The sequence below is a fragment of the Mesorhizobium waitakense genome (assembly GCF_056431085.1).
Map to the genome: position 1 here is coordinate 1 of NZ_JBWKME010000062.1, position 20,471 is coordinate 20,471.

The following is a 20,471-nucleotide window of genomic DNA, read 5'->3' on the forward strand; positions in this document are numbered from 1 at the left end:
TGGTAACTCCAGTCTCCCCGGTCCGGTCCGAATGGACAACCTCCTGAAAGCTCACAGCTAAGACGCGTGCGAGGTCGCCAGTAGGCGCGGCGGCATTTCCTCCCCCCGCAACGGCCAACAGGGCGAGGGTCAGAAGAGCGCCCAGACACACTTCAGAAACAATATTCAACAGTTCGGAAAAACTGGCGAAAAGATCGGATGGCATAACCATCCCGCGGCGGCCGGAAATTGGCCGCGCTGGGCGTTGCCCGGCCAAGACGGGAAAGAATGGAAATGGACCACGGTTTCGATATCGCCGAACTGGACGCGGCAAGACCGGACAGCCAGCCGGAAACTGGCCTGGCAATCGTCGATGCGCTCGTGGAGGCCGCTCACGGCTCCGGAAGGCGCGCGCGCAGCCAGATCCTGACGGGCGCCGACTTTGCCCGGCAGGGGCAACCCGGTGAGCGGCTCGATACCGTCTTCGAAGAGCTCGCCGAGACATTTGCCGCGTTGCCGGCGGTGATCTCCGACGGGCGTGTGTGGACGTATCAGGAGCTGGACAACCGTGCCAACCAGTTCGCCCGCCTGCTGGTCAAGCGAGGCGTGCGAAGGGGTGATCGGGTTGGGCTCATTCTCGACCGGTCGGCGGAGACCTATGTTGCCGTGCTGGCGGTTATGAAGGCAGGCGCGGCCTTCGTGCCGCTGGCCACCGCGTTTCCCCAGGAGCGGATGACGCTCATCATCGAAGACGCCAGCGTCAGCCTGATCGTCACCATCGCCGCCTACGCGTCGCGAGCCGATCAACTGCCCGTTCCCCACCTGCTGATCGACAGCGCCGCCACCGAGATCTCCAAACAGTCCAGCGCGCCGCTGAAGCCGGATGCGAGGACCGCTGTATCGGACGACACCTGCTACATCCTCTACACCTCGGGCACCACCGGCAAACCCAAGGGCGTGGTCATCAAGCACCAGAGCTTCGTCAACTTCATCCGCGTCGCCGCCGCATCCTACGGATACCGGCCGGGCGATCGTGTCTACCAGGGCATGACCATCGCCTTCGACTTTTCCTCCGAAGAGATCTGGGTGCCGTTTGTCGCCGGCGCGACGGTCGTGCCGGCGCCAGGCCAGATGCCTCTCGTCGGCGAGGAACTGGCGGATTTCCTGCGGCTCCATGACATCACCTGCATGGCCTGCAGCCCGACCCTGTTGTCGTCCATGGCGAGCGACGTGCCCAGCCTGCGCACGCTGCTGGTGGGCGGCGAGGCCTGCCCGCACAATCTGGTGGTGCGCTGGTCGAAGCCGGGGCGGCAGATTCTCAACACCTATGGCCCGACCGAAGCGACCGTCACGGCAACCATGAGCGTGCTGACGCCCGACAGTCCGGTGACGATCGGCGCGCCGTTGCCGACCTACTCGATCGTCATTCTCGATGCTTCGCTGCCGCAGCTTGCCGAGCCGGGTGAACTGGGTGAGATCGGCATCGCCGGCATCGGGCTTGCGGTCGGCTATCTCAACCGGCCGGATCTGACGCACCAGAAATTCATCGCCGATTTCGTCGGCCTGCCGAACAACCCGTCGCAGCGCATCTACCGGACGGGCGACCTTGGCCGCATCAACGACAAGGGCGAGATCGAGTATAACGGGCGCATCGACACCCAGGTGAAGATCCGCGGCTATCGCATCGAACTCGGCGAGATCGAGGCGGTGCTGCTGGACCAGCCTGAGATCGCGCAGGCTGCCGTCACCACCTGGGAGATCGAGCCCGGTCGCGTCGAACTCGTTGCCTACTACGCGCCAAAACCAGGCCTGCCGGCGATTTCCCGCGCGGATCTCGCCCAGGTGATGAAGCGACGCCTGCCGGATTACATGGTGCCCTCCTACCTGGAGGAACTGCCGGCGATCCCGATGACGGTCTCCAACAAGGTCGACCTTCGCCAGCTGCCGAAACCGACAAGCCTTCGGCTTTCGGCCGATCGCGCGATGGTGCCGCCCGGCAATGACGACGAGCGTTTCCTGGCCGACGCATTGGCCGCGGTGCTGAAATTCGACGAAGTGTCCGTCGAGGACAACTTCTTCGACGATCTCGGCGCCAATTCGCTGCTGATGGCCCATTTCTGCGCGCGCGTGCGCACCAGGAAGGAATGGGCGACGACGTCGATGCGCGACATCTATCTCTATCCGACCGTGGCGCGCCTCGCGAAACACCTAAGCGTGGCGGAGGGGATGACGACGGCCACCAATGAGCGCGTTCTCACCCGCAAGGCGTCGAATTTTGCCTACTGGACCTGCGGCGCGGCGCAGCTCCTGTTCTACGGACTCTACAGCTATGTGGCGCTGTGGGCGTTCAATGACGGCCTCAACTGGATGTATGACGCGCTCGACAATCCGCTGCAGCTCTATTTGCGCTGCGTGGCGCTTTCGGCCGCCGTGTTCTTCGGCATGTCGGGCTTCGCCGTCATCGCGAAATGGGTCCTCATCGGCCGCTGGAAGGCGGAGGCGTTTCCCATCTGGGGCCTGCGCTACTACCGCTTCTGGGTCGTCAAGACATTGATCCGAACCGCACCCGTCGTGCTGTTCCGGGGCAGCCCGCTCTACAGTTTCTATCTACAGCTTCTCGGCACCAAACTCGGCAAGAACGCCGTCATCGAATCGAAATCGGTGCCCGTCTGCACCGACCTCATTTCGATCGGCGCCAACACCATCCTGCGCAAGGAATCGATGATCCTCGGCTTCAGGGCCCAGTCCGGCTACATCCACACCGGCCCGTTGACCATCGGCCGCGATGCCTTCGTCGGCGTCGGCTCAACCCTCGACATCGACACCAGGATCGGCGACGGGGCCCAGCTCGGCCATTCGTCCTCGCTGCACCGCGGGCAAAGCATCCCCGACGGCGAACGCTGGCATGGATCGCCAGCCGTGCCGACCACGGCGGACTATTGCAAGGTACGCAATGTCGATCCGTCCAACATCCGGCGCTTCCTCTTCGAAGCGGTCCAGCTGATTGGCCTGTTTGCCATCGTCACCCCGCTGCCGCTCCTGTTCCACAGCTATTGGGAGAACGTCGGCGATGACTATCAGGAGACCATCGGCATTGTCGCGATCGGCACCACGGTCACGCTTTTCGGGTACATCGCCGTGGCCTTTCTCGCGGCAACGCTGGTGCCGCGCCTGTTCAGCCTGATCCTGAAGCCCGGCCGCACCTACACGCTTTACGGCTTCCGTTACTGGCTGCAGACGGTCGCCGAATTCTCGAGCAACTCCCGTGTCCTGGGCCTGCTGTTCGGCGACAGTTCGGCAATCGTGCACTACATGCGCGCCATCGGCTGGAACCTCAACAAGGTGGTGCAGACCGGTTCCAATTTCGGCAGCAACCAGCAGCACGAAAACCCGCTCCTGTGCGAGATCGGCTCCGAGACCATGGTGTCGGACGGCCTTTTCATGATCAACATGCACAAGTCCGCCTCCGCATTCAGGCTCGAGCCGACGCGGATAGGCGAGCGCAACTATCTCGGCAACAACATCTATTACCCGCCGGATGGGCGCACGGGCGACAACGTCCTGCTCGGCACCAAGGTGATGATCCCCATCGACGGGCCGTTGCGCGAGAATGTCGGCCTGCTCGGTTCGCCGTCCTTTGAAATCCCGCGCATGGTCAACCGCGACAAGGAACTCATCGCCGGCGTCGACGAGGACGACCGCCGCCGGCGCATCCCGCTCAAGAACCGCCACAACATGGTGACGATCCTGCTGTTCGTGGCAACGCAATGGGTCATGCTGTTCGCCACACTGGCGATCTGGGACCGCGCGCTGAACTACTATACCGAATGGGCGGAGGTCGCCCTCTTCGTCGCCGTGCTTTTGACGTCCGCGATCACCATTCCGTTCTACATCCTTGTCGAGCGGGCAAGCCTTGGTTTTCGCAGGCTGAAGCCGCAGATGACGACGATCTACGACGTCGCCTTCTGGCGCCATGAACGCCACTGGAAGCTTGCGGATTCGCCGATCGTGCGCTTGTTTGCCGGCACGCCGTTCCGGCCGATGATCCTGCGCATGTTGGGCGTCAAGGTCGGCAAGCGGGTCTATGACGGCGGCAGCAACCTGACCGAGCGTTCGCTGGTCGAGATCGGCGATGACGTCACGCTCAATGAAGGCTGCGTCATCCAGGCCCATTCGCTGGAAGAAGGCGCGTTCAAGTCCGATTACATCCGCATCGGCAAAGGCTGCACGCTTGGACCTTCCGCATTCGTCCACTACGGCGTCGTGATGGGCGAAGGATCGGTGGTCGATGTCGATTCCTTCGTGATGAAGGGCGAAGAGCTGGAGCCCAACTCCATATGGCGAGGCAACCCGGCCAAACTGCATCGGTTCGTGGAGCCGGTCACGGACGATGGCTCCAGGGCATCGGCTTGAAGGCCGGAGAAATCCGTCTCGCCTCCGTGACCAAGGCCAACCGGGCCTTGGTCACGTCCCTGCAACTGGCCCCCGACCAGATGGATTTCGTCGCCAGCAATGCGGAGTCCCTGGACGAAGCCAGGTCTGACAGGGACGCGCGGCCCCGCGTCGTGATGGCTGGGGATCGTGTCGTCGGCTTCCTGATGTACGAGGCGCCGCAGGATGACGACGAAGCACGGATCTACCGCTTCATGATCGACCGCACGTGGCAGGGCAGAGGCTACGGCAAGGCTGCGTTGCGTGAAGTGCTGGACGAAATCAGAAAGGTCGGCCACATCAGGCACGTTTCAATCTGCTACGAACCCCACAATGAAGCAGCACGACAGCTCTACAGTGCCACCGGTTTCGTGGAACAAGGGCTCGACGAGGATGGAGAAATGATCGCCGACCTCGCCTTCGCGGCGGATGATCGTTGACGCGGCCGCCCTCCCCTGAAAGCGCCCTAGCGCAAGCGTCCCTGCTGCAGGCGATGGTCGCCATATCGCCCAAAAGTGTCCGGATCGGATGCCGGGTGATAGGCGACGGCGACGAGGCCCTCCTGCTGCCCGAGGAAGCGCGTTCCATCACCGCGCGCCAGCCGGCCATGCGGCGCGCGAGCGGAGCGGCGCGCTGGATCGCACACGGGCTGCTGGCGGATATTGGTGTCAACGATTTCGCCATCCTGCGCGCGCCATCCGGCACGCCGGTCTGGCCAGACGGGATAACCGGTTCGCTCGCTCATGACGACGAAATGGCCGTAGCGGCGGTTGCGCCTGTTGCCGACATCGGCGCCCTGGGCATCGATGTCGAGCCCGCGCAACCCTTGCCCGACGATATCCTCGCGCTCGTTGCGACCCGTGCGGACCGGACAGACGCAGCGGACCGGCATCTTGCCGGTCGCGTGCTGTTTTGCGCCAAGGAAGCGGTCTACAAGGCGGTCTATCCGCTCGATCGGCAGGTCCTGGGCTACGAGGACATAGAAGTGGACCTCAACGCAGGCCGAGCGACGACCAAAGGCGGCCGCAAGCTCACCCTCGCCTACTGCGTTGCCCCGCGCGTGGTCGTCCTGGCGTTTGTTGACCGGGGGCGGTTTAGGTCTCGCGCGGACGGTGGAAATGGGTGACAATCGTGACCCGCCACCCCTCAGTGCCGCTTGAAATACTGCACCTCGCGCTCATGCTTCTCCGCAGCCTCCCGCGTATCAAACGTGCCGAGGTTGCGGCGCTTGCCGGTCTTTTCATCTTTCTTGCGCGAATAGAGGCGGTATTTTCCGTCCTTGAGTTTTCTGATCATCTGGCTCTCCCAGCTTAGGACCGCCGTTTGCCCTTGAGGTTGCGCGCGGCTTGCTCGACCGCCGCGCGGTCGTGGCCCAGCCTGTCGATCAGTTCCTGCGCCTCGTCACCCGATATACCGGTGCGCATTGCCAGCGCCTCGACCGCCAGGACGTCGGAGCTGGCGATCTCGCTTGTCTCCGGCAGCGCATCGCCGGCCGTCAGCGGCAGCGCCGCCTCCCGGTCGGTCTCGGCCGCGGCCTGATGCCAGTGCCGCTCGGGATCGCCGCCGCCTTCGCGTTCCCAGATCTGGTATGCTCGCTGCTGGATCTTCTCATGCCGTTCGTCGCCCATGATCATTCCTCCGTTGCGTCAGGGAAGAACGCCTCGCCGACCCGAACGATCCAAAAAATCTGCGTGATCGTGGGTCATTTTGCTGGGATGGTGCGAGGCGCTGGGCAGCGCTGGCCACGCGGTCATTCCAGACGGCGGGCGAGCCCACCGCCTGGATGTCGGCCGTTCCCGGCCGGCCTTGTTGTCAGTGCCCCAGATTCCCTGGCCATAGCCGGCTGACATGTCGGAGTTCGCACTTCCTCCCGGGGCCGGTGCGCTGTTGGCAGTGCCGATGCTCTTCGTGCCGCTGAGGTCGAGCGCATTGGCGCCATCGGACCCCATCGAATGGTAGACGCTGCTGCTCGGATAGGCGTCGGGGCCAGGGATGTAGTCCGTGCCATAGTTGTCGCTACCGGCAAAGGCCGTGCTGGAGGCAAGCAAAACCGTGGCAATGGCCAAAACGATCTTTTTCATTTCAAGCTCCATCTTTGAAAGTTGACATTCGGCCACCACGCGCCGCCGCACCGCGTTCATGAGGCCGTCCCTTGATTGCTCTCGGGCGAAACCAGCCAAGCGCGATGCCTACGGATTTGCGGCGGCAGGTTCAGCGTACGGTCGTGTTGGTCCTTCCTGCGCTGTTGGCCTATTCATAGGGGCGTGGTGTTTGCACCGGCGTGGGACGGCGCGTGGTACCAACCACCACAGGCGTGGAATTTTGCGTTGAATGCAGCAGCAGAGCGCGTCGGACGCTGCCCGGGAGCACAATGCCATGGCACTTTCAGATCGGCAGGCTGGTCTCGCCGTGCTGGGGATAGGCCGCCATGAGTGCGTCGACCGTGTCTTTGTCGCCACGCCGGGGCTTCACGAAACCAGTGAGCACCCTGTCCAGCGAAATCCTGCCGGCGCCTGATATGGCCAGCACGAACATGCCACCTGCAATGGCGAGATCCTTTTCGAAATGCAGCAATTCGTTCTGGTTGGCGAAGTTAGTGTGGAAGAGTGTCGCCGTTGCCAGGCAGAACAGGCCGAGACCGATGGCGCCCAGCCGCGTCAAAAGGCCCAGCCCGACCGAGAGCCCTGCCCCCAACTGCAGCGCAACCGTGGCAACAAACAGCGGCAGGCTGACGCCCAGCGCGGCCATCGCCTTGGCGGCGCCGTCGAAATGGGTGGCCAGTGTCAGGCCTTCATGCAGGAAGAGCAGGGAAAGCAGCAGGCGGCCGGCAAGGAGGGTCACATCCCCAGCGTATAGCTTCGTGGCGAGGAGGTGCAGCTTCGCGGCAAGTTCAGTCGGTGTCATGGTCGGGCTCCAATTTTTCTAACAGGCAGGCGCCGCGTCCGGTCGGACAGGCGCAATGGCGCTGCCAAGCGTCTGATTGAAAAAGGCCGGAGCCAGCGCAAGGGAGGGGATGCCGGCTCCGGCAATGGGCGCCAGCCACGAGCGCCCAAACTATGGTGCTGAAGAGGGATGGCGCGGCGCCAAGCCCCCTCTCCGTCTCGGCTTCGCCGAGCCACCTCTCCCCACATTCGTGGGGGCGAGGAACAGCCCTCTGGGCCTTACTTCGTCAACTTGGTGTCGATGGCCTTCTGCAGGTCCGACAGTTCCTCGCAGCCGGCCGGACAGAGTTTTTCCAGCGACGCCAGCTGTTCGTTGGCCTTGGCCATGTCGCCGGTCTCGACATAGAGCTCGCCCAGATATTCGCGGGCGGCCTTGTGATCGGGCTTCAGCTCCAGCGCCTTGGTGTAGTAGGTCAGAGCGGTCTTGTAGTCGCCGGTCTTGCGCAGCGTGAAGCCGAGCAGATTGTAGACGTCGGGCTGCTGTGTGTCCTGCGCCAGGTCGCGCAGCTGGGCCAGCGCGCCAGTATAGTCCTTGGCCTCGATCTTGGCCTTGACGGCGGTGAGGTCAGGCGCGTCAGCGCCCTCGATGTCGTCGACGGCATAGGCGGGCATGATGGTCGCGACCGGAACCACGGTCAGCACCGCAACGGCGCCGAGCAGGCCGAACAGGGCATGTTTGCCAAAAACAGAATGTTTCATTGTCTTTCTCGCTTGGGTTGAGTGCTAGCGTTGAGAAGACCGTTTCGAAATTCGCTCTGGCGAGTCAGCTGATGGTGGTTTCGAGAACCGTAGCGCAGCGGACGTCCGTCCGTGAGCAACGGAAGTGCAGAAAACGCCTTCAGATGGCCGCCAGAGTAGAGTTTCCAAACGGCCTCAGATCTGGACCGGAGTGAAGCCGTAGGCGTTGCCGTCCTTGACGAAGACGCCGGTGCCCGGGAATGGAAAGTGCGAGCCCGAGATGCGGATGTTGTCGGCAATCACGCGGTCGATGATCTTGTGGCGCGTAGTGATTGCCGTCGGCCCGTCCTGGTCGTAGCTGCCCTGCCATTCTGGATGCGGCGCCAGAAGGGCGGGCACATACATGGTGTCGGCCGAGATCATGATCTGCTCCTTGCCGGAGTTGGCCAGGTAGACCGAGTGGCCGGGCGTATGGCCGGGCGCGGCGATGATGTGGATGCCGGGCGCCACCTCGGCGCCGTCCTCGACCAGCTTCCAGTTTTTCCATTTCGGGAAGGTTTCGGCGATGCGCTTGCCCGCCGGCTTGCGGCCCTCGGGCAGCTTGGCCAACCGGCTGGGATCGGTCCACCAATTGTATTCGGTGGCGTTTACGATGAGCTCGGCATTCGGGAAAACCGGCGCGTTGGTGCCCTTTTCCATCAGGCCCCAGACATGGTCGGGGTGGAAATGCGAAATCATGATGGTGTCGATCGCCTTGTAGTCGATACCGGCTGCGGCCATGTTGGCCGGCAGGTGGGTGGCGTTGGTCTGCCACTGGCCGACGCCAGAGCCGGCATCCATCATGATCAGCTTACCGTTCATCTTGAGCACGACGACGGTGAGCGGGATGGGCATGAAGTCGGTGGGCAGCCCCGCCTTGGCGAGTACTGCCTTGGTATCGTCGACCGAAACATCCTTGATGAAGGCCGGGTCATGCGGCTTGCGCCAGATGCCATCGTAGATGGCGGTGATCTCAATGTCGCCGACCTTGTATTTGTAGAAGCCGACTGTCGGCTCCACCGGCGTTTCTGCAAAGGCCGGCCGGGTGAATTCGAGCTTGCCGGTAATGCCGAAGGCGGCAGCGGCAGCGGCGGATCCAAGCAGTGTGCGTCGTGTCATGCTGAACATGGTGGTCTCCTCTGTTGGTGGGTGCGGAAGGGATGATGGAGGGCCAAGTCCGGGGCCATCCCGATGCGGTTGAGGTCCGACCGTTGGGATTCGGGTCTTGACCCCTGGCGAACTCAACGGCCCCAGATGCCTTGGCCTGGTTCGCTCGCATTCGATTGCGTCGTCGCGTGCCGCGGCCCTGTCGTGACCTTGGTGTCGACGCCGTCTGTAGGTGCGATGTAGGGGATCGAGGCGGTGGCGTTGGTGTCGACGGAAGCGACCAGTGAATTGGCGTTGTTTGCGCCGTGGTCACTGCCGGCAAAGGCAGCGCTCGAGGCAAGCAGCATGGCAGCCACGCTGAGAGCGAGCTTGGTCATTATCGTAGGTCCTTGTTTCGTTTCTTCGGGTTGCGGGCCGGGCGAATGGCCTCGCTGAAGGGAAGACCCGGCAGGGCGGGCCTTTATTCCCGGTGCGGCAAGATTTTTATGAAAGAATCGAATTCAAGTGCTCAGTGGCCACAAGGCTTGGGTTCCTCGCCCCCATGTCATGGGTGAGAGGTGGCTCGGCGAAGCCGAACCGCAGAGGGGAATGGTGTCGACTTGAGAAGGCAGGGCTCCACCAGGCCTCCTCACCGGCCGCTTCGCGGCCACCTTTCCCCCCCGCTCCGTGGGGGGCGAGGAACCCAAGCTTAGGGGCCGCCAACCACCTCCGCATAGCCCCTCACCTCGCCATCCAGCCCGCGCAGCCGCCAGCTCTCCCCGTCGCGTCCCTCGACATAACACGGCCCGATCGGCACCTTGCCACCACCTTCCGGCAGGTCGAGCACATAGACGGGGTTGCAGATGCCCGACAGGCGGGCGCGCAGCGCGGCGGCCAGCGCCTGGCCTTGCGCGATGGTGGTGCGGCGGTGGGCCATGCCGCGCGCGAGGTCGCCATGGTGCAGGTAGTAGGGTTTGACGCCGAGCCGGTACATCAGCTCGCGGCAGAGCTCCTCCAGCACCTCGACCGTGTCGTTGACGCCTTTCAAGAGTACGCTCTGGTTGAGCAGCACGAAGCCGGCTTGCCGCAAGGTGCGGCAGGCAGCTTCGGTGGCCTCGGTGATCTCCCGGGGATGGTTGAAATGGGTGACGACCGTGACCATCAGCCGGCCCTGCAGGGCCGTGACCAGCCCTGACGTGATGCGCGAGGGCAGCGCCACCGGCACGCGCGTGTGGATGCGCAACAGCCGCACATGAGCGATGGCCTCGATGCGGGCGCGGATTTCAGCCAGCGCCTTGTCCGGCAGCGACAGCGGATCGCCGCCGGTCAGGATGACCTCGCGGATTTCGGGGTGATCGGCGATGTAGGCCAAGGCCGGCTCCAGCGCCTCGCGCGTATAGCCGCGGCCGATCGAGGTCAGCGACTCCTTGCGAAAGCAGAACCGGCAATAGACCGCGCATTGATAGGTCGGGAACAACAGCACCCGGTCGGCATGGCGATGCGTCAGCCGCAGCACCGGGCTGAACGCGTGGTCGGCGATCGGATCGTCGAGCTCGCCCTCCTGCTCCACGAGTTCGTCCGGCGACGGGATGACCTGCGCCCGGATCGGATCGGCGGGGTCGTTCCAATCGATCAGGTCGAGATAGGTTTTGGGGATGCGCACCTTGTGGTTCGCGGCCGCGGCTTGCGCCGCCGCGCGTTCGCCCGGCGACAGCGGCAGGGACGCGAGGTCGCGCACATGGCGCACGCCGGCGCGGACGTCGGTCTGCCAAGTGGCGTCGGAGGTGTCGATGCGCTCGATTGCATCGGAGAGGTTGGCGTCTGAAGTCATCTGATATCTCGGGGTAATTTCTGGCGGAGCTATCGGCCGGATGGCCAGGCGGGTCAACCACCTGCATGCCGCAGGCCCGTCGAAGCGAGCCCATAGGTATTTAAGCAAAATGGCACTATTCTGCGCGGTATTCTGCGCAGTCCGGGGGTTTCAGGGAAAACAGATGGACTTCAATACGGGCCATGGCTACCTGCTCATCGGCGGCCTCATCCTGGTTGGCGCCGGCCTGCTGATCCTGTCGCTGATCGTCAATCTGCGCGTCGCCCACAGCGTGCGCGACGACGTGCGCCACCGCGAAAAGCTGCTGGAATACTACCGCAACATCTTTTCGCAGCTGGGCGTGATCCTGATCGGCATCGGCGTGTCGCTGTTCATCTTCTTTTTCCAGCAGAATTACCAGGACCAGCGCAAACGCGAAGCGGAACTCCAGCAAGTTCTGGCCAAGCTGGCGGCACGCATCGCCCACGGCGCCCCCATCGTCGGATCGCTTGGCCAATTCGACGCTCTGCTGGATGAAGGCGGGGCCTATGTCAGCCCCGAACTTGGTGGAACCAACGCCGCGACCGGCGCGCAGGGGACGGAGCTCGGCAAGCAGGTCGGCGAGATCGCGCTGGTCGAGCGTGACATCGACGTCCGGGACTTCGACGTCCTCAACCTGTCGCGCGATTTCGAATCGTCGTTCGTCGTCAACGAACTCGATCCGACACTATGGTTCGACATCGTGCGCGACGAGAGCGAGATCAAATATGCCACCACCCAGCTCGCCCTCGACTACAAGGACCTGCAGGATGCGATCGGCGGCCAGCCGGTCGAGCTTGCGATGGCCAATCCTGAAACGGGGCGCAAGATCAAGCACGAGGTGCTTGACGTCTTCTACGATGCCGATCTCCTGCGCCAGCGCAGCAGGCGGTTTCTCGGCCGTGCGTGCTGGCTCTTCAGCCACGGGCGCAGCTTCGTTGGCCTTGCACCGGTCGATGCGATCGAAGCCGATGCGAGCTCGCATCAGGAATGGATAGACCGGTCGAAACCGTTCCTGATGCAGGCGAAGTCGGGCAACGGTGATTGCTTCAAACTGCTCCAGTACGGCCCGTCGCCTTGAGCTGTCGCCGGCACTGTTCGATTTGACGGTCAGTCGCCCACGCGCCGCAGCGTGCCGAGATGATTGTCGTCGAGGAAGCCTATGGTCATGGCCGACGCCTTGCCGTCCGGGCCGACGACGAAGCTCACGCCGGTTGGTCTGTCCGGGGTCTCGGCATCTGGAAAGGTCAGGAAAATGTCGCCGTCGAAATGGGTCAATGAGTAGGACCGGGCTGCAGCCGGGCCCACCTTCAGCACGAGGTCGTCTCCCGCTTTCGATACGATTGCGTCGCCGATGAAGTCGTTGGCGTAGCGGCCGGCATAGGCGCTGGCCGGTCCGGCCGGTCTCGCCGGGGAAGGTGGCGCTGCATAGGTGGCCTTGGCTGCCGCCACCGCTGGGCCGAACAGGCCTGCATAGATATCGTCCCACGCCTTGACCCAGTCCTTCTCGACCGTGCCGTCGAAGACGAGATCGGCGAAGCTGTCGGACAATCCCTCCGGCAGGCCTGTCGGAAAGGCGTTGGTGATGATGACGATGCCAAGCTTCTCCTTCGGGAAGACTGTAACCAGGGTGCGCGCGCCGACGCTGAAGGCGCCGGCGTGGCCCCAGCTCAGGCCGTGCCGGCCGAATTCGACATTCCAGCCGAGGCCGTAGAACGAGGCACCCCCAGAGACGGGATTGTTGCCACGCGCCATCAGCGGAACATGCGTCTGGTCCAGCGCATCGGCGGCAATCAGTGTCTTGCCGGCATAGACGCCGTTGCCGATGATGAGGCGCACCCATTGCGAGAGGTCACGTGCCGTGGAACTGACGCCGCCGGCGGGCGCCTGCGCATCCGGATCGCGCTCTATCTTCGCGGCCCAGGCGCCATCGACCTTGACATGAAGCGCCGCGCGGTTCGCGTGCTTGACGAAGTCCGAATGGCGCGAACTGGTCGAGGCCGTGCCAAGCGGACGGTAGAGCTTCTCCTCGGCGACCTCCTCCCACGGCTTGCCTGTCGGCGTCGCGGCCGCCACGGCACCCTCCGTCAATCCGAAATTGCTGTAGGAATACCCGGCGCGAAAGCTCGACGATGGCGGCACGAACCGCAGGCGATGCAGGATTTCGGCGCGGTCGTAGCCAATGTCCTCGAGGTCGTCGCCGGCGGTGCCCGGGAGCCCGCTGCGATGCGAAAACAGGTCGCGGACGGTGAGTTGGCTGGTTGGATAGGGATCGGCCAGCCGGAAGGCCGGATCGAGGTCGGCGATCTTCGAATCCCAGGACACGATCCCGTCGCTGACCAACGCCGCCACGACGGTGCCGGAGACCGGCTTGGAAAGCGATGCGATCTGGAACACCGTGTCGGTGTCGACGACCTCGGGCTTGCCGGCCTCGCGATGGCCGAACCCCTTAAGGAAGATCACCTGGTCATCGTGCACGACGGCGATGGCGAGGCCGGGTACGGCACCCTCCGCGACGGCCGCTTCGGCGAGCGCTTCAAGCTTGGGCAGGGCAGCCGTGATCCGCTCCGGCGTGATGCCGTCGGCCGGCGCCGCCTGGGGCCAAAGCACCATGGCGGCGATGAGTGCCCAAATCCACCTATGGCGGAGAATCCGATCCAGCCGCATGAGCGAGCCTCCTCCCACGCATTCCCGTTGCGATCATACAGGCCCGCGCGGGTGAGACCAGCCCAGGCGCCATCCGTCATGGGGCGAGGAACCGATTCCTTGCCGTCAACCCTCGGAGCCCATGCGGGCAAGGCAGCGGGCCTGGTCGCGCGGGCGGCCGAGTTCCTGATAGCGCGAGGCCGCCTCGTCGAAGGCGGCGAGCGCGCGGATCTCGTGGTTCTGCGCCCGCCGCTGCACACCGCGCGCTTCCCAGAGGGCGGCCGCCCAGGGGCCGCCATGCCACATGCCGGCGATGCGCTCGGCGTCGTTCAGGCGGCGGTCGACCTGGTCCAGTTCGCCCGCCTCGGCAAGCGCGATCGCAGAGGCCGTGCGCAGCGCCATCGAACAGGGCTGGCAGGCGCCGTGGGTCAACAGCCGGTCGCCGGCGAGGATCTCCTGCGCCACCATCTTGGGTGTCGCCGCCGCCCGCACGGCCAGCGCCTGCATGCGCATGATCAGGTGCGGCGACAGCCATGAGCGTTCGGCGTCGGTGAGACCGCGTTGGATGAGTCGGCTGGCGCGCCATTTCTGGCCGCGCTCCAGCGCGATCTCGGCCAGCCGCTCTATGGCGAGCACGCGCCCGGCCACCGCGTCCGCCTCAAGCAGCAGCCGCTCGGCCTCGGTCAGGTGGCGCTCGGCCTCGTCGAGGTCGCCCGAAAACAGCGCCGCCTCACCCAGAAGCAGGCAGGCAAGCCCGCGACCGGCACTCGATCCGGCCTCCTCGGCGACGGTGAGCAGTTCGCGGGCAAGGCCTGCGACTTCGGCATGGCCCGAGGCGCTGCAGAGGCAGAATTCGGACAGGCAAAGGTGGCCATCGAAGACATGCTGCACGAAAGCCGGTTTGGCGCGAACCCATTCGATGAATTCGGAGCGGAACAGTTGCGGCCACTGCGCCCGCATCATCGAGGCGAGGCCGAGCAGCGCGCTCGCCTCGCCGACTTCGCGCGGCAGGTCGGCGCCGAGCGCCAGGTCGCGGGTGTGCCTGGCGATCTCGCTTGCCTTGTCGAACTCGCCGCTTTGCAAATGCACCAGGCCCCAGGCGAGCGACGTGCGGATGCGCTCCGACGGGTTGACGGTCGCGGCGCCGGAGAGTGCCAGCGCCTTCTCGTAAAGGGCAATGGTCGCCGCACTCGGCCCAACGCCGAGTTCGGCGTGCAGGTTGTCGCGCAGCTGGTTGAACTGGCGGATGGCCTCGACACGGTTGCCGGCATCGAGTGCCGCCTGCATCAGCGCGCACTGGGCCTGCTCGTCGGCGGGGTCGAGCGCGATCAGGCGCTGCCATAGGCCGCCGGCACGCAAAAGATCGCTGTAGCGCTGCTGCGATTGCGCGCGCGGTGTGTCGAGCCACTCGACGAAAAGATCGTCCGGCAAAAGCCTGCCACCATAAAGGTCGGCGGCGCGCTCATAGGCGATCCGGTCACCACCGCGTAGCGCCGCCTTCGCGGCGGCCTCGAAGGCTTCGGCGTCGATCTCGAGCTCGGCATGCGGGGCAAGCGAGACGATGTCGTTGCTCACCTCGATCAGGTCGTGGGCCCCCAGCGCGCGGCGCGCGAAATGAATGGCCTTGCGCAGATTGGCGCCGGCCGCCTCGGGATCGGCGTCGGGCCAGAAAATTTCCATGGCCTGCTCGCGGTGGATGCGGTGCGCAGACCTGAGCGCCAGCAGCTTGACCAGGGCCGAGGCGCGGTCGCGCCGCCAGTCGGCCGCCGGGATCGGGCGGCCATCGACGCTGACGGCGAAGCGGCCGAGCAGATGGATCGAAACGCGCATACGGGCACCATCAGGAAAACCGGACCCTGGGAGCGCCAGAGCCGTCACCAGCCAGGGAGCGTCGGGGAACGCTCGCGGAACATAGATTTCCTAATTTGTCCCCGCAATCGAATTCCAACCGGAAAGGAAAGCAACCATGTCACTCCGTATCGCAGACATCGCCCCCGACTTCACCGCCGAGACCACCGAAGGCACGATCAGCTTCCACGAATGGCTGGGCAAAAGCTGGGGCATCCTGTTCTCCCACCCCAAGGACTACACGCCCGTGTGCACGACCGAACTCGGCTACATGGCGCGCCTCAAGCCCGAGTTCGACAAGCGCGGCGTCAAGGTCATCGGTCTCTCCGTCGACCCGGTCGAGAAGCACGCCGGCTGGGCCAAGGACATCGCCGAGACGCAAGGCATGGCGCCGAACTTCCCGATGATCGGCGACCCGACGCTCGCCATCTCGCAGCTCTACGACATGTTGCCGGCGTCGGCCGGCAACAGCGCCGACGGACGCACCGCCGCCGACAACCAGACGGTGCGCAACGTCTATGTCATCGGCCCGGACAAGAAGATCAAGCTGGTGATATCCTACCCGATGACGACGGGCCGCAACTTCGACGAGGTACTGCGCGTGGTGGACTCCCTGCAGCTGACGGCCAAGCACCGCCTGGCGACGCCGGTCAACTGGAAGCCAGGCGACGACGTCATCATCGCAGGATCGGTGTCGAACGACGAAGCGAAGCAACTCTACCCTCAGGGTTGGAAGGAGCCGAAGCCCTACATCCGCATCGTGCCGCAGCCAGTCCTGACCTGACTTCGACCAACCTACCTGGACTTGGACGGCCAACATTTGGGCGGCGAGGACACGGGAAGTCCCGCCGCCACGACGGGAATGATCGATCAACCGGGAAATATTGGTGGGGAACAAAGATGAGCACTGCAAGCAAACCGCGTATCGTCGTGCTGGGAGCTGGTTTCGGCGGCCTGGAACTGACGACGCTGCTTTCCGAAGCGATGGGCGACAGCATCGACGTGACGCTGATCGACCAGAGCGATTCCTTCGTGTTCGGCTTTTCCAAGCTGGACGTGATGTTCGGCCTGAAGACGCCGCAGGCCGTGCGCCTGCCCTACAAAAGCTACGCCAAGCCCGGCGTCAGGATGCTGAAGCGCACGATAACCTCGATCGACCCCGAAAGGCGCCGGGTGACCACCAATGACGGCGTGTTCGACGCCGACCACCTCGTCGTCACGCTGGGTGCCGAATATGATTTCGACGCCACGCCAGGGCTTTCGAGAACCAACGAGTTCTACACCGTGGCGGGAGCGGAGCGGCTGCGCGACGTCCTGCCAACCTTCAGAAAAGGCAAGGCGATGGTCGGCGTCTGCGGGGCGCCCTACAAGTGCCCACCGGCGCCCAGCGAATGTGTGCTGATGCTGCACGACTATCTGGTCAGTCAGGGCGTGCGCGAGGCCTGCGAGATCGCCCTGGTGCTGCCGCTTGGCAGCCCGGTACCACCCTCGCCCGACACCTCGCGAGCGCTGCTGGCGGCCTTTGCCGAACGCGACATCAAGTTCGTCCCCGGCAGGCGCGTCGCCTCCGTCGACAATGCCCGCAATGTGGCGGTGCTCGACGACGGCACGGAAATGCCGTTCGATCTCTTCCTGGGTGTTCCCAAGCATCGCGTGCCTCCAGTGGTGCTGGAAAGCGGCATGGCCGAGAACGGCTGGATCCCGGTCAATCCGCGTACGCTCGAAACAAGATACGAGAATGTCTATGCCGTAGGCGACGGCGCCAACACCGGCACGCCCAAGGCCGGTGTGTTCGCCGAGGGCGCGGCGCGCGCCGTTGCTACCGCGCTCATCGCAAAACTACGCCAGAGCGGCAGCGGCTCGCTCTATGACGGCTTCGGCACCTGCTATATCGAGTTCGGCGGCGGCCTCATTGGCAAGGTCGAGGTCGATTTCTTCTCAGGCCCAGCACCAACCGGCACCTACTACGAGCCCTCGGTCGCGCTGCGCGCTGACAAGGAGACTTTTGGATCGAGCCGCCGCTCGCGCTGGTTCGGCCTCTAGGGCCAGAGGATGAAGAGCGCTTGGGGGCCGGATACCCCCCGGCGCGGTCCTGGCGTCCGAAGCGGGCAGGCGAGGCCCTACCCCGTTTGCACCAAGCCTCGCGGCGATCACCTCATCGACCGTGACTGCGATCTTGGCTATCCTGTCGGCAATGACGATGGTCCACGAGGACGCCGCCACGGAGGGATGCTGCGATGGTTGGAGCTTCGGCCGGCTTGCCGCGCTACGCGGATGCCGTTCAGCGCTTTCGTATCGAGGATGAATTCGCGCGCCTTCATGGCGACCCCTCGACCGGCATCAATGCCTGCGTCGAATGCTGCGATCGCCACGCCGGGCAAAACCGACTGGCGCTGCGCGCGATCTCCGCCAATGGCGAGCTGCGGGAATTCAGCTTCGATGATCTTCGCGATATGTCGGCGCGCGTCGGCAATATGCTGAAGGTGGCCGGCGTCGGCCCCGGTGATGTCGTCGCCGGCATGCTGCCGCGCATTCCCGAACTGGTGGCGCTTATCCTCGGCACCTGGCGCATCGGCGCGGTCTACCAGCCTCTCTTCACCGCCTTCGGCCCGAAAGCTATCGAGCACCGGCTGAAGACCAGCGGCGCAAAACTCGTCGTCACCAACACCGCCAATCGCGGCAAGCTCGACGAGGTGGAGGACTGCCCCCGCGTGGCGACCATCCTTGCCCCGGGCGAAGCCTTGCCGGCGGGCGACATCGATTTCCGCGCCGCGTTTGCCGCCGCCTCGACGTCCTGCGAGCCGATCCTGCGCAAAGGCGACGACCTGTTCATGATGATGTCGACTTCGGGCACGACGGGCCTGCCCAAGGGCGTGCCGGTGCCGCTTCGCGCTCTGCTGGCCTTCGGCGCCTATATGCGCGATGCGATCGGTTTGCGGCCCGACGACGTCTTCTGGAACATCGCCGATCCCGGCTGGGCCTACGGCCTGTATTACGCGATCACCGGCCCCTTGCTGCTCGGCATCGCCACCACCTTCAACGAGGGCGCCTTCACCGCCAAAAGCACCTACGACATCATCGAGCGCCTCGGTGTCACCAGCCTCGCCGGTTCGCCGACCGCCTTCCGCCTGCTGCTGGCCGAAGGCGCGGCGCCCGCCGCCCGCATCAAGGGCCGGCTGCGCGTGGTGAGCAGCGCCGGCGAGCCGCTCAACCCGGAAGTCATCCGCTGGTTCGACGCCCATCTTGGCGTGCCGATCCATGACCACTACGGCCAGACCGAGAACGGCATGATGGTCAACAACCATCACGGCCTGTCGCACCCGGTGCGCCCCGGCTCGGCCGGCTTTGCCATGCCGGGCTACCGCATCGTCGTGCTGGACGACGCTGGCCGGGAGCTCGGCCCCAACCAGCCCGGCATTCTCGCCGTCGACATCGCCAACTCGCCGCTGCGCTGGTTCGACGGTTATCACCAGGCGGAAACTCCGGCGATTTCGGGCGGCTATTACCGCAGCGGCGACACGGTCGAGTTCGAGCCGGACGGCTCGATCAGCTTCATCGGCCGCGCCGACGACGTCATCACCTCGTCGGGCTATCGCATCGGCCCGTTCGACGTCGAAAGCGCGCTCATTGAACACCCGGCGGTCAACGAGGCAGCGGTTGTCGGCGTGCCCGACCCGCAGCGCACCGAGATCGTCAAGGCCTTCGTCATCCTGGCATCTTCGTTTCGCGGCAGCCCGGAACTGGCCGAGGAACTGGCGCAGCATGTCCGCAAGCGGCTCTCGGCCCACGCCTATCCGCGCGAAATCGACTTCGTCACCGAATTGCCGAAGACGCCGAGCGGCAAGATCCAGCGCTTCTTGCTTCGGAAGGCGGAGGTGGAGAAGCGGAAGGGGTGAGGCGTGCCGCGCAATAGCCGCAAAGCTGCTTGATGGCTCCCAATCTTGTCGATCGCCACAGGGGGTTATGTCATGCGGTTGGTCTGGATGATCGTGTTCGCACTCGCGACCGGAGCGGCTTTCGCCGCCTCGCCGGAGGACGACTATATCGCCGCACGCGATAAGGCGATTTCCGCTATCGCAGCGCTGGAAAGCGCGAACGAACCCGTGGAAACGCTCGATGCCGCCGGGACGAAAGCGCTGGCCGATCTCGAAAAGCGGCTTTCAGCCCTTCTCGGCCCCTTGGCGGTTTCAGGTTTTCCGGCAACCGGCACGATCAATCTCGAAAGCCTTAGCGATGCCGATATCGGGTTCGGCATGCTGGACGGGTTGCGCTACACCAAAGGCGACGACGGCCCGAGCCTTGTGGCAACGACGCGGGGGCTTCTCGCGCGCTGGCTCCAGTCCAAAGCCGCCGAGATGGACGCGAGCTTCAGACTGCCCACGGGTATCGATGCGGCACTGAAGCTCGATGCCTTCTACACCCAGGCGATCAACAGCGACGCCGCGTTCACGGGGACGCTCGACTTCCCGCTGAAGAAGCCTGAAGGCGCCGACATCGCCTTTGCGCGGCTCGGCGGCTGGGCGCAGGACATAGGACCGAACCCCGACCAGCAGGTCATCGTCACGCTCGTCAGGGGCAACAGCGTCATGATCGCCTCGGCCCCCGCAGCACCGCCTGTTCCAAAGATCGCAGCCTGCGACGCCTTGTGGGCCTCGGCGGATGCCGCCGCCCAGAAGTTCCAGGAGGCCTACCAAGCCTCGGACCTCAAGGACCAAAAGGCTTATGATGCCGCCAATGCCGCCTGGGAGAAAGGTGACGCCGACTATCGTGCCTGCATGGGCCAGCACCTGCCGGGCGAGCCGGTCTTCCCGGCGCTTCTCGCCCAAGCCCAGGAGCTTGCCGATCACATGGCTGGCAAGTAGGCCCACCCGACGCGTCGGGCCAGCGCCTCCCCAGGCCCGCCGGCCCGTTGCGCCGGCCATGGCTTCAACCGTGACCCGGGCACGTGCCCAAGGTAAGGCTCGGTTCGGGCG

At 64.7% G+C, this 20,471-nt stretch carries 19 protein-coding genes; 8 read left to right on the forward strand and 11 right to left on the reverse strand.

The annotated features are described in order from the left end of the window. On the reverse strand, positions 1 to 205 hold a 205-nt coding region (locus AC07FD_RS14435), incomplete at its 3' end, for a hypothetical protein (RefSeq protein ID WP_478350363.1). A 62-nt stretch (positions 206 to 267) separates the two neighbouring features. Between AC07FD_RS14435 and AC07FD_RS14440 the strand changes: the two genes are divergently transcribed. Genes AC07FD_RS14440 through AC07FD_RS14450 form a run of 3 tightly spaced genes read left to right on the forward strand, consistent with a single transcriptional unit; the run spans position 268 to position 5,536 of the window. Further along, positions 268 to 4,392, forward strand: a complete 4,125-nt coding sequence (locus AC07FD_RS14440; protein ID WP_478350364.1) for a Pls/PosA family non-ribosomal peptide synthetase — start codon at positions 268 to 270, stop codon at positions 4,390 to 4,392. Continuing rightward, positions 4,389 to 4,850: a GNAT family N-acetyltransferase gene (locus AC07FD_RS14445; protein ID WP_478350365.1), complete on the forward strand. Its 462-nt coding sequence runs from the start codon at positions 4,389 to 4,391 to the stop codon at positions 4,848 to 4,850. Before AC07FD_RS14440 ends, AC07FD_RS14445 begins: the two co-directional genes overlap by 4 nt. After that, positions 4,847 to 5,536, forward strand: a complete 690-nt coding sequence (locus AC07FD_RS14450) for a 4'-phosphopantetheinyl transferase family protein (RefSeq protein WP_478350366.1) — start codon at positions 4,847 to 4,849, stop codon at positions 5,534 to 5,536. Before AC07FD_RS14445 ends, AC07FD_RS14450 begins: the two co-directional genes overlap by 4 nt. Positions 5,537 to 5,556: 20 nt before the next feature. Here the strand turns inward: AC07FD_RS14450 and AC07FD_RS14455 are convergent, their stop codons facing one another. The 8 genes from AC07FD_RS14455 to AC07FD_RS14490 all read right to left on the reverse strand — a co-directional run bounded on the left by AC07FD_RS14455 (position 5,557) and on the right by AC07FD_RS14490 (position 10,986). Further along, a complete protein-coding gene (locus tag AC07FD_RS14455) occupies positions 5,557 to 5,706 on the reverse strand; it encodes a hypothetical protein (protein WP_023677295.1) in 150 nt (49 codons plus the stop codon). Positions 5,707 to 5,720: 14 nt separating this feature from the next. Continuing rightward, a complete protein-coding gene (locus AC07FD_RS14460; RefSeq protein WP_478350367.1) occupies positions 5,721 to 6,038 on the reverse strand; it encodes a DUF2934 domain-containing protein in 318 nt (105 codons plus the stop codon). A gap of 18 nt (positions 6,039 to 6,056) precedes the next feature. Beyond that, on the reverse strand, positions 6,057 to 6,551 hold the full coding sequence (locus AC07FD_RS14465; RefSeq protein WP_478350368.1) for a vWA domain-containing protein: 495 nt from the start codon (positions 6,549 to 6,551) through the stop codon (positions 6,057 to 6,059). Between the two features lie 244 nt (positions 6,552 to 6,795). After that, positions 6,796 to 7,314: a DoxX family protein gene (locus tag AC07FD_RS14470; protein WP_478350369.1), complete on the reverse strand. Its 519-nt coding sequence runs from the start codon at positions 7,312 to 7,314 to the stop codon at positions 6,796 to 6,798. A gap of 257 nt (positions 7,315 to 7,571) precedes the next feature. Next, entirely contained in the window at positions 7,572 to 8,051 is a 480-nt protein-coding gene (locus AC07FD_RS14475; protein ID WP_478350370.1) for a tetratricopeptide repeat protein, read from the reverse strand. Between the two features lie 174 nt (positions 8,052 to 8,225). After that, the gene (locus AC07FD_RS14480) at positions 8,226 to 9,197 is read right to left on the reverse strand and encodes an MBL fold metallo-hydrolase (protein WP_478350371.1); all 972 of its coding nucleotides are present in this window, start codon (positions 9,195 to 9,197) and stop codon (positions 8,226 to 8,228) included. Positions 9,198 to 9,310: 113 nt separating this feature from the next. Beyond that, positions 9,311 to 9,553 (reverse strand): DUF680 domain-containing protein, encoded by a 243-nt coding sequence (locus AC07FD_RS14485; protein ID WP_478350372.1) that lies wholly within the window; start codon positions 9,551 to 9,553, stop codon positions 9,311 to 9,313. A 311-nt stretch (positions 9,554 to 9,864) separates the two neighbouring features. Continuing rightward, positions 9,865 to 10,986 carry a KamA family radical SAM protein gene (locus tag AC07FD_RS14490; protein ID WP_478350373.1) on the reverse strand — a complete coding sequence of 374 codons (1,122 nt, stop codon included), beginning with the start codon at positions 10,984 to 10,986 and terminating at the stop codon, positions 9,865 to 9,867. 163 nt (positions 10,987 to 11,149) lie between these two features. Here AC07FD_RS14490 and AC07FD_RS14495 point away from each other — a divergent pair, with 163 nt between their 5' ends. Beyond that, positions 11,150 to 12,085, forward strand: a complete 936-nt coding sequence (locus AC07FD_RS14495; protein ID WP_478350374.1) for a hypothetical protein — start codon at positions 11,150 to 11,152, stop codon at positions 12,083 to 12,085. Positions 12,086 to 12,114: 29 nt separating this feature from the next. Here AC07FD_RS14495 and AC07FD_RS14500 read toward each other — a convergent pair whose 3' ends face one another. After that, positions 12,115 to 13,671 carry a serine hydrolase gene (locus AC07FD_RS14500; protein WP_478350375.1) on the reverse strand — a complete coding sequence of 519 codons (1,557 nt, stop codon included), beginning with the start codon at positions 13,669 to 13,671 and terminating at the stop codon, positions 12,115 to 12,117. A gap of 105 nt (positions 13,672 to 13,776) precedes the next feature. Further along, positions 13,777 to 15,480 carry a BTAD domain-containing putative transcriptional regulator gene (locus AC07FD_RS14505; RefSeq protein WP_478350376.1) on the reverse strand — a complete coding sequence of 568 codons (1,704 nt, stop codon included), beginning with the start codon at positions 15,478 to 15,480 and terminating at the stop codon, positions 13,777 to 13,779. A gap of 136 nt (positions 15,481 to 15,616) precedes the next feature. On the opposite strand from AC07FD_RS14505, the gene AC07FD_RS14510 reads away from it, so the two are divergent. The 4 genes from AC07FD_RS14510 (at position 15,617) to AC07FD_RS14525 (ending at position 20,360) form a co-directional block, all read left to right on the forward strand. After that, positions 15,617 to 16,282, forward strand: a complete 666-nt coding sequence (locus tag AC07FD_RS14510) for a peroxiredoxin (protein ID WP_478350377.1) — start codon at positions 15,617 to 15,619, stop codon at positions 16,280 to 16,282. Positions 16,283 to 16,398: 116 nt separating this feature from the next. Beyond that, positions 16,399 to 17,541 (forward strand): NAD(P)/FAD-dependent oxidoreductase, encoded by a 1,143-nt coding sequence (locus tag AC07FD_RS14515; protein ID WP_478350378.1) that lies wholly within the window; start codon positions 16,399 to 16,401, stop codon positions 17,539 to 17,541. Positions 17,542 to 17,735: 194 nt separating this feature from the next. Then, positions 17,736 to 19,394: an acyl-CoA synthetase gene (locus tag AC07FD_RS14520; protein WP_478350379.1), complete on the forward strand. Its 1,659-nt coding sequence runs from the start codon at positions 17,736 to 17,738 to the stop codon at positions 19,392 to 19,394. A 72-nt stretch (positions 19,395 to 19,466) separates the two neighbouring features. Next, a complete protein-coding gene (locus AC07FD_RS14525) occupies positions 19,467 to 20,360 on the forward strand; it encodes a hypothetical protein (RefSeq protein ID WP_478350380.1) in 894 nt (297 codons plus the stop codon). Positions 20,361 to 20,471 lie beyond the last annotated feature (111 nt).

Excerpts from the sequence above, each read along its gene's own strand:
- AC07FD_RS14465 (WP_478350368.1), bottom strand. The coding sequence starts at position 6,551 with ATGAACGCGGTGCGGCGGCGCGTGGTGGCCGAATGTCAACTTTCAAAG.
- AC07FD_RS14440 (WP_478350364.1), top strand. The coding sequence starts at position 268 with ATGGAAATGGACCACGGTTTCGATATCGCCGAACTGGACGCGGCAAGA.
- AC07FD_RS14520 (WP_478350379.1), top strand. The coding sequence starts at position 17,736 with ATGGTTGGAGCTTCGGCCGGCTTGCCGCGCTACGCGGATGCCGTTCAG.
- AC07FD_RS14515 (WP_478350378.1), top strand. The coding sequence starts at position 16,399 with ATGAGCACTGCAAGCAAACCGCGTATCGTCGTGCTGGGAGCTGGTTTC.
- AC07FD_RS14510 (WP_478350377.1), top strand. The coding sequence starts at position 15,617 with ATGTCACTCCGTATCGCAGACATCGCCCCCGACTTCACCGCCGAGACC.
- AC07FD_RS14455 (WP_023677295.1), bottom strand. The coding sequence starts at position 5,706 with ATGATCAGAAAACTCAAGGACGGAAAATACCGCCTCTATTCGCGCAAG.
- AC07FD_RS14475 (WP_478350370.1), bottom strand. The coding sequence starts at position 8,051 with ATGAAACATTCTGTTTTTGGCAAACATGCCCTGTTCGGCCTGCTCGGC.
- AC07FD_RS14505 (WP_478350376.1), bottom strand. The coding sequence starts at position 15,480 with ATGCGCGTTTCGATCCATCTGCTCGGCCGCTTCGCCGTCAGCGTCGAT.
- AC07FD_RS14480 (WP_478350371.1), bottom strand. The coding sequence starts at position 9,197 with ATGTTCAGCATGACACGACGCACACTGCTTGGATCCGCCGCTGCCGCT.
- AC07FD_RS14500 (WP_478350375.1), bottom strand. The coding sequence starts at position 13,671 with ATGCGGCTGGATCGGATTCTCCGCCATAGGTGGATTTGGGCACTCATC.
- AC07FD_RS14460 (WP_478350367.1), bottom strand. The coding sequence starts at position 6,038 with ATGGGCGACGAACGGCATGAGAAGATCCAGCAGCGAGCATACCAGATC.
- AC07FD_RS14490 (WP_478350373.1), bottom strand. The coding sequence starts at position 10,986 with ATGACTTCAGACGCCAACCTCTCCGATGCAATCGAGCGCATCGACACC.
- AC07FD_RS14495 (WP_478350374.1), top strand. The coding sequence starts at position 11,150 with ATGGACTTCAATACGGGCCATGGCTACCTGCTCATCGGCGGCCTCATC.
- AC07FD_RS14525 (WP_478350380.1), top strand. The coding sequence starts at position 19,467 with ATGCGGTTGGTCTGGATGATCGTGTTCGCACTCGCGACCGGAGCGGCT.
- AC07FD_RS14485 (WP_478350372.1), bottom strand. The coding sequence starts at position 9,553 with ATGACCAAGCTCGCTCTCAGCGTGGCTGCCATGCTGCTTGCCTCGAGC.
- AC07FD_RS14470 (WP_478350369.1), bottom strand. The coding sequence starts at position 7,314 with ATGACACCGACTGAACTTGCCGCGAAGCTGCACCTCCTCGCCACGAAG.